The following is a 7,815-nucleotide window of genomic DNA, read 5'->3' on the forward strand; positions in this document are numbered from 1 at the left end:
AAGGAAGTCCGGGGTCCTAAAAACGCGCCGCTTGCTTTGCCTCCCCTGCAAGGGGAGGTGGTTCGCGCTAGCGAACCGGAGGGGTTGTCTTTCACGCCCCAAAACAACCCCCCAGCCCCTGCGGGGCTCGCCAGCCCCCCTTGCAGAGGGGCCCAAAAGCGCGCCCTGCTTGCCTTGCCTCCCCTGCGAGAAGTGTCCTGCTCCCTCATTCCTGTTCCTATTGACAGCCGCAACGGTATTTGATAGTTTTATATTGATATTCTCTTCATCATCACGTTGACGATTCAAAGCAAAAATGGGACGTCCAGTTCAGAAGTTCAGGAGGCGGAACAAATGGACGAGGCGACGTTGGAACCGACGCGGGAGAGTGTGCTGGAGGAGATCAAGAAGTGCCGCCAGAAAATCGGAACGCTGTTGATGATCTACTTTATGGTGGTTCTCCTTCAGGTAGTATCTGGGGCGGGCAACCTTCTCCTCCTCTTTCTGGGGACTGCGGGGGGCATGAGCATCCTCGGAAAAGCCCTTTTTGCAGCACTGCCGCTGCTCATGTGGTTCTACAGCCAAAGGCCTTCTTCCACCGGCGGTGTCCTGATGTTCTATGCGGTCGTTGAAGGGATACAGGCCGCTATTTTGTTGGCTGTAGTGTCTGTGGGGTCATTTTTTTTCGGGTTCGACGGCCCGTCCAGCGTTGCGATGCTGCCGTTTGTGGTGTTGCTTGTTTTTGGAGTTGTCGGTGGCCTGTTGGTGTTGTTTGTCAAACTTTTCCGGTCGGCCAGCCGGCTGGGCCAGCTGATGGCTGCTGTTGGCGGGGCAAGTGGCAATTTTCGTGCGGCCTGCCTGGACGCGGTGATGGTTGTGGTGGCCATCGTCTGCTATCTGGCGCCGGCCCTTCCGGCGTGGGACTCGGTGCAGTCTTCGAGGAACTTGAGGGAAGAGCTGAATCAGGCGCCTGAGGTCAAAATTTATCGAGTGAAGGAAGTAATCAACTGCATGGCAGGTTCTCCAGACGGGAGTCTGCTGGCATTGGGGACGGAGAAGGGGCTTTACGTGTGGGATACGGGGGGGCGGGAGTGCGTTTGGAGCGACGACTGCCTTGCGGTGCAGCGGGTGCGCTTCAGTCCTGGGGGGCGATACCTGGCCGCGGCGGGTCGTGGGCGGGTTGAGGGGACCAGCGACCTGGCGGTGTACGAGGTGGAGGGGTTCAGGCGTCTGCCTGGTTTCGACTGGCCGGAGCACGAGGAGCACAAGGAGAAGGTGTTCCACGACATGGTATTCCGCCCGGACGAGGAAACGCTGCTGGTGTTGTGGCACCGGAGCTGGATATGGAATCGGATGCCTCAGGGTTGGTACGGCGATGAGGCCGATGCGGTGAGGGAAAGGGAGAAGGATCTTGGGCATGATCTTGATACAGTGGACCTTTTTTGTACAGAAGGAAATATAAAAAAGAATGCTTTAAGTTCTTTTCGAAGGATACGTAAAGGACTCTCTGTTGATTTTGATTTATGTGTTGAAGGGAGTGCGTATTTTGCCTCAGATGCATCTTGTTTTGTATATTCAATAGAAGGGATGCAAAAGGAATTTAATCGATTTTGCCTAATGGATACAGAAAAATGGCAGGAGCAATTGTTTCATTTAAGTGGGTATCAACTAATTTTATGGGGTATTAAACCCTGGTATGAATGGAGACTCAACGCAAACGGAACGAGGGCGTATCTCCTTTGCGAAAAAGAGTTGAAAGAAGGAGGGTATGAGGGAGTCTTGCTGGAACTGGACCTGCAAACCGGTCGAACCAGGGAACTGAAGAGCCGGGGGTGGCGTCTGGCCCTGTCCGCGGATGGAGAGCAGGTCGTTATGCTTGCCGGAAACAATCAGGTTTCGGGTGTCGTGTTGATTGCCCTGAACTTTTTGAACCTGGACACTTTGGCTGAAAAGCAGCTTCTTTATAAAGTTGTACAAAGAGACCAGGGAGACTCCTGGCGCTTTATTTGGTTGAAGCCGCGGCTTTTTGCGGTTGCAATGAAGAGCGAGTATGGAGGGACATTGACATTTATCGACCTGAAGGAGGGCGAGGATAAATGACGACGTGGAGCCACGACAAGCAGCTTGAGATGCTGCAGCTCATCAAACTTTCGTACGAGATGACGAGCACCTGCCTGAAGGGTGAGGGGGGTCATGGAGGGTATGTTCCCAGCTATACTGACGATCTTGGTTTCACAGGAGCGCACTTCAAAAATCTGGATGCAATGGAAGGGCATGACGGCCACTTCCACTATACAACACGCCCCCGGAAGCTCTCCGCTTTTCTGAAATACTCCGAGGGGCCGGACTCCGCCGTACGCCGGTCGCTCGCAAACAAAAACAAGAAGGGTTGCCGCATTGGGATCGATCCGGCAACCCTTCTTTCTGTTGATCGTCGTCGAGGCTTGTTGTGCGCTTACGCCCGCCCCGCGTTTTTTAAGGATTGCAGCTCATCCAGGGGCAGTCCGGTGGCCTCCGCGATTTTAGTCAGGTCCAGTCCCATCCGAAACAGGTTTCGCGCCGTTTCTGTAGCAAGATAACCTCGTTTTGTTTTTCTTTTCGTAGACTCATTTCACTTAAAGTTATAGACAAATTTTTAGCAGAAACAGGTTTTGTGCGTTTTCTGCTGCACCTGATGGGTGCAAGGCCAGAGCCAGCTTGACCTGCACCATGACGGGCTTGAGCCCCGATAAGGCCGCCGCAGACCGTGGATTTGGGTTTTTATCTGGTCATTGACATTTTCAAGGGGCTGAGGCGACGTCCCTCTTCCCCTTTTGGTATAATCTTTCCGTTCCGCTCAATTCCATTCAGGCGGCCTGGGACGCAGTTGACCCGCAGCTCCGCCAGGGAGGAGATGATTCTGATGGAAACGACGACGGTACGCTCTACCCCCAACTCCGAGGCTTGCGCCCCTCACCCCGCCCTCGACATTCCGGACGCCATCTCAAAGGAGCTCAAGCTCACCCCGGCTCAGGTCAAGGCCGTGCTTTCCCTCTTCGACGACGGCTGCACCGTCCCCTTCATCGCGCGCTACCGCAAGGAGGCGACGGGATCGCTGGACGAGACCGTCATCACCGCAATCCGGGACCGCGCCGCGCGGATGGCGGAGCTGGACAAGCGCCGCGCCGCCATCCTGGACTCGCTGGCCGAGCGCAACCTTCTGACGGATGAGCTGAGGGCTGCCGTCGCGGCCGCCCCGACGATGACCGCCCTGGAGGACGTCTACCTGCCGTGGCGCCCCAAGCGCCGCACCCGCGCCTCCATCGCCGCCGAGAAGGGCCTGACCCCCCTGGCGGACCTCCTGATGGCGCAGGACGACGCCATGGACCCTGCCGCTGCCGCCCAGGCTTTCGTGAACGGGGACCGAGGCGTTGCCAGCGCCGAGGAGGCCCTGGCCGGCGCCATGGACATCCTGGCCGAGCGCGTCAGCGAGGACCCGGACTCCCGCCAGGAGACGCGGCGGCTCTTCGCCCGCAAGGCCGTGCTGACCAGCGCCTGCGCCAGGGGCAAGGAGGAGGAGGGCGCGAAGTACCGGGACTACTTCGAGCTTGAGGAGAGCGCCGCTTCCATGCCGTCGCACCGCGTGCTGGCCATCCTGCGGGGCGAGCGGGAGGGGTTCCTCACCACGAGCGCCGCGCCTCCGGAGGAGGAGGCGATCTCCCTGCTGAAGCGCCGCTTCGTGCACGGCGCGGGCGCGGCGTCGCGCATGGTGGCCGCCGCCGTGGAGGACGGGTACAAGCGGCTCCTGCGGAAGTCCATCGAGACGGAGCTGCGGGGGGCGATGAAGAAGCGGGCCGACGCCGACGCGATCCGCGTCTTTGCGGAGAACGTGCGGGAGGTGCTGATGTCCGCGCCCATGGGGCAGCGGGCCACGCTGGCCATCGACCCCGGCGTGCGCACCGGCTGCAAGGTCGTGTGCCTGGATGCGCAGGGGGCGCTGCTCTTTCACACCGTCGTCTTCCTCCAGCGGTCCGAGCGCGAGCGGGAGGACGCCGGCAGGGTCCTGCGGGAGCTGGTGCGGAAGTACCATCTTGAGGCCGTGGCCGTCGGCAACGGCACGGCGGGGCGCGAGACGGAGGTCTTCGTGCGGGGCCTGGACCTGCCCGACGTGGCCGTCGTCTCCGTCAACGAGAGCGGCGCCTCCATCTACTCCGCCTCCGAGGTGGCCCGGCGCGAGTTTCCGGACCAGGACGTCACCGTCCGGGGGGCCGTCTCCATCGGCCGCCGCCTCATGGACCCCATGGCCGAACTCGTCAAGATCGACCCCAAGTCCATCGGCGTGGGCCAGTATCAGCACGACGTGGACCAGAAGGAGCTGAAGCAGGCGCTGGACGACGTCGTGACCCACTGCGTGAATGCCGTGGGCGTCAACGTCAACACGGCGAGCCCGGAGCTTTTGTCCTACGTTTCGGGCCTCAACCGCCAGACGGCCTCCCAGATCGTGAAGTACCGCGAGGCCAACGGCCCCTTCGGCGACCGCGAGGCCCTCAAGAAGGTGCCTCGCTTCGGCCCCAAGGCCTTCGAGCAGTCCGCCGGCTTCCTCCGCATCCTGGGAGGTGCGAACCCGCTGGACGCCAGCGCCGTCCACCCGGAGAACTACGCCACCGTGGCCCGCATGGCCGCGGCCCTCTCCTGCACGGTGGCCGACCTCCTCTCCGACCCCGCGCTGCGCGCCCGCATCCGCCTCCCGGACTTCGTCTCTGAGACGGCGGGTCTCCCCACGCTGAAGGACATCCTGTCGGAGCTGGAGAAGCCGGGGCGCGACCCGCGGCGGAAGTTCGAGCCCTTCGCCTTCGACCCCAACGTCCGCACGATGACGGACCTGGCTCCGGGCATGATCCTGAACGGCATCGTGACCAACGTGACGGACTTCGGCGCCTTCGTGGACGTCGGCGTCCACCAGGACGGGCTGGTCCACATCAGCCGCATCGCGGACGTGTTCGTGGAGAACCCCCACGCGCACCTGAAGCCGGGGCAGCACATCCGCGTGGCCGTGCTGGAGGTGGACCTGGAGCGAAGCCGCATCGCCCTCTCGGCGCGAAAGTCCGACCTGGGCGAAAGGACCCCGGAGGGCAGGCCCCGCGGCGAGGGGGCGCACCGGGCCGGCGGGCGGCGCGAGAGGCCTGAGAAGCCGGACATGACCATGGGATCGCTCTTCAGGGAACAGCTGGCTGAGGGCGGAAAGCGGCGGCGCTGATGGAACGCTTCGACGCCATCGTGATCGGCGGCGGGCCGGCGGGTCTCATGGCGGCCCTGCGGGCGGCGGAGCTGGGGGAGCGCGTCCTCCTGACGGAGAAGAACGCCTCCCTGGGGACCAAGCTCCTGCTGGCGGGGCGGGGGCGCTGTAACTTCACGAACGCGGAGCCGGACCCGGCCGCCTTCATCGCACGCTACGGGGAGAAGGGCCGCTTCCTGTGGTCCGCCTTCAGCCGCTTCGGTCCGGCAGAGACCCTCGCCTTCTTTCAGAAGCACGGCGTCGAGACCGTGACGGAGCGGGGGGGCCGCGTCTTCCCCGCGGAGGGCGGCGGCCAGCGCGTGCTGAACGCGCTCCTGATGCTCTGCAGGAAGTTCGGAGTGCGCATCCTGAGGAGCTCCCCCGTGCGGTCCCTGAAGGTTCGGGACGGGCGCGTGGAGCGGCTCATCACGGAGGTCGAGGAGCTGGAGGCGAATCGCTTCATCGTGGCGACGGGCGGCAAGTCCTACCCCCGCACGGGCTCCACGGGGGACGGCTACCGCTTTGCGGAGCAGGCAGGGCACGCGATCGTCACGCCGATGCCGGCGTTGGTCCCCCTCAAGACCCATGAGACGTGGGTGAAGCTGGCCCACGGATGCAACCTGCGAAACGTTCGGGTGACGGCACTGGTGGACGGAAAGCGGGTGGACGAGCGCTTCGGCGAGATGGAGTTCACGAACTTCGGTGTCAGCGGGCCCGTCATCATGGACATGAGCTCCTCCGTGCCCGACTGGATGGCCCAGGGGCCCCTCTCCCTCTCTATCGACCTGAAGCCGGCCCTGACGCGCGAGAAGCTGACGGAACGGGTGCGCCGCGACCTGGAGAAGTTCAGCGCCCGCCGCTTCGCCGGTGCCCTGAAGGGGCTGGTGCCCGGCCCCCTCATCCCCATGATCCTGGAGCTGTCGGACGTGCCGGAGGACAAGCCCGCAGCCTACGTCTCGAGCGAGGAGGCGGAGGCGACGGCGGACCTGCTGAAGGACATCCGCCTGACGGTCAACGGGCTGTGGAGCTTCAACAACGCGGTGGTCACCCGGGGGGGCGTCAGCCTGAAGGAGGTGGACCCCGCCACGATGCGCTCCAAGCGGTGCGAGAACCTCTACTTCGCGGGCGAGGTGCTGGACCTCAACGGGCCATCGGGTGGCTTCAACCTCCAGATCTGCTGGAGCACGGGCTGGGTGGCGGGCGAGGGCGCGCAGCAGCCCGGCTGACCGACCGGAGGACGACGGAGATGCGATTGGATCGTTTTGTAGAGGAATGAAAGGAAGTTGGGGTCATGAACGACGTCATCGAGAGGATCAGGGAGCTCGCCGGGGAGTTCGAGCCGGAGGTTATCGCCTTGCGGCGGCACTTTCACAGCCATCCTGAGCTGTCCTGGCAGGAGGAACGGACCACGGACCGCGTTCAGGAGGAGCTTCGGAAGCTGGGTATCGAGACGGTGCATCGGGGCTACGACGGCACCTCGAGCGGCCTCATCGCGGACATCCAGGGAGGGGCGCCGGGCAAGTGCGTCGCCCTGCGCGCCGACTTGGACGCGCTGCCGGTGACGGAGGAGAACGACGTGGAGTACCGCTCCCAGAACGAGGGCGTCATGCACGCCTGCGGGCACGACGCCCACACGGCGGGTCTTTTGGGGGCGGCGAAGATCCTGATGCAGATCCGGAGCGAGCTGCGGGGCACGGTGCGCCTGCTCTTTCAGCCGGCGGAGGAGGCGGGTGACCGGTCCGGAGCCAGGGCCATGGTCGAGGAAGGGGCCCTTCACGGCGTGGACGCCGCCTTCGGCCTGCACGTGGCCTCCATCTTCCCCTCAGGCGAGCTGCTGTACCGACGCGGCCCCTGCTATGCCGCCTGCGACGTCTGGAACCTCACCATCGAGGGCAAGGGGGGACACGGTTCGGCCCCGGAGCTGGCCGTCGATCCGACGCCCGCTGCGTTCCAGATCGGCAGTGCGTTCCAGACCGTCATCTCGCGCGAGGTATCGCCCAGGGATACCGCGGTGCTGAGCGTCGGCTGTCTTGAGACCTCCTCCAGGGCCTTCAACATCATTCCGGAGCGCGTGAAGATGGTGGGGACCGTGCGCACCTTCGAGCGCAGCGTCCAGGACGCGGTCGAGTCGGGCATGAGGCGCCTGTCCTCGGACATCGCTTCGGCCTTCCGCTGCCGCGCGGAGCTGGACTATCAGAGATCCACGGCGGCGACCTTCAACGACCCCGCCATGACGGACCTGTTGATCCGGGCCGGGACGGACCTCTTCGGACCGGAGGCCATGGTGGAGGCGCCGCTCAACATGGGGTCCGAGGACTTCAGCTGCTTCGCGGAGGCCGTCCCTTCGACGTACCTGCAGCTGGGGACGGCGGCCCCGGACCGACCGGGGACCCACAGGCCCCACCACTCGGCAAAGTTCGACCTGGACGAGGCTCAGCTGAAACGCGCCGCGGCCATCCATGCCGCCTTCGCGTGGACGTATCTCAGCCGCTGATCGGAAGGCCCCCACGCGCACCCTGATACCAATTCACGTCTAATATGGATTGCCTCCCCTAAGGGGAGGTGCCGCCAGGAGCGGTGGA

5 protein-coding genes are annotated in these 7,815 nt (G+C 63.6%); all 5 read left to right on the top strand.

Annotated features, from left to right (window positions below):
- Positions 1–333: 333 nt before the first annotated feature.
- The 5 genes from SY1_RS00920 to SY1_RS00940 all read left to right on the top strand — a co-directional run bounded on the left by SY1_RS00920 (position 334) and on the right by SY1_RS00940 (position 7,727).
- Positions 334–2,079: a WD40 repeat domain-containing protein gene (locus SY1_RS00920; protein ID WP_015555878.1), complete on the top strand. Its 1,746-nt coding sequence runs from the start codon at positions 334–336 to the stop codon at positions 2,077–2,079.
- Positions 2,076–2,558 carry a hypothetical protein gene (locus SY1_RS00925; protein ID WP_015555879.1) on the top strand — a complete coding sequence of 161 codons (483 nt, stop codon included), beginning with the start codon at positions 2,076–2,078 and terminating at the stop codon, positions 2,556–2,558. The genes SY1_RS00920 and SY1_RS00925 overlap by 4 nt, the downstream gene beginning before the upstream one ends.
- A 314-nt stretch (positions 2,559–2,872) precedes the next feature.
- Positions 2,873–5,215, top strand: coding sequence for a Tex family protein (locus tag SY1_RS00930; RefSeq protein ID WP_243440542.1), 2,343 nt, complete (start codon positions 2,873–2,875; stop codon positions 5,213–5,215).
- Positions 5,215–6,459 carry a BaiN/RdsA family NAD(P)/FAD-dependent oxidoreductase gene (locus SY1_RS00935; RefSeq protein WP_015555880.1) on the top strand — a complete coding sequence of 415 codons (1,245 nt, stop codon included), beginning with the start codon at positions 5,215–5,217 and terminating at the stop codon, positions 6,457–6,459. Before SY1_RS00930 ends, SY1_RS00935 begins: the two co-directional genes overlap by 1 nt.
- A 65-nt stretch (positions 6,460–6,524) precedes the next feature.
- Positions 6,525–7,727: a M20 metallopeptidase family protein gene (locus SY1_RS00940; RefSeq protein WP_015555881.1), complete on the top strand. Its 1,203-nt coding sequence runs from the start codon at positions 6,525–6,527 to the stop codon at positions 7,725–7,727.
- Positions 7,728–7,815 lie beyond the last annotated feature (88 nt).

The organism is Fretibacterium fastidiosum (genome assembly GCF_000210715.1).
GTDB classification, from domain to species: Bacteria; Synergistota; Synergistia; order Synergistales; family Aminobacteriaceae; genus Fretibacterium; species Fretibacterium fastidiosum.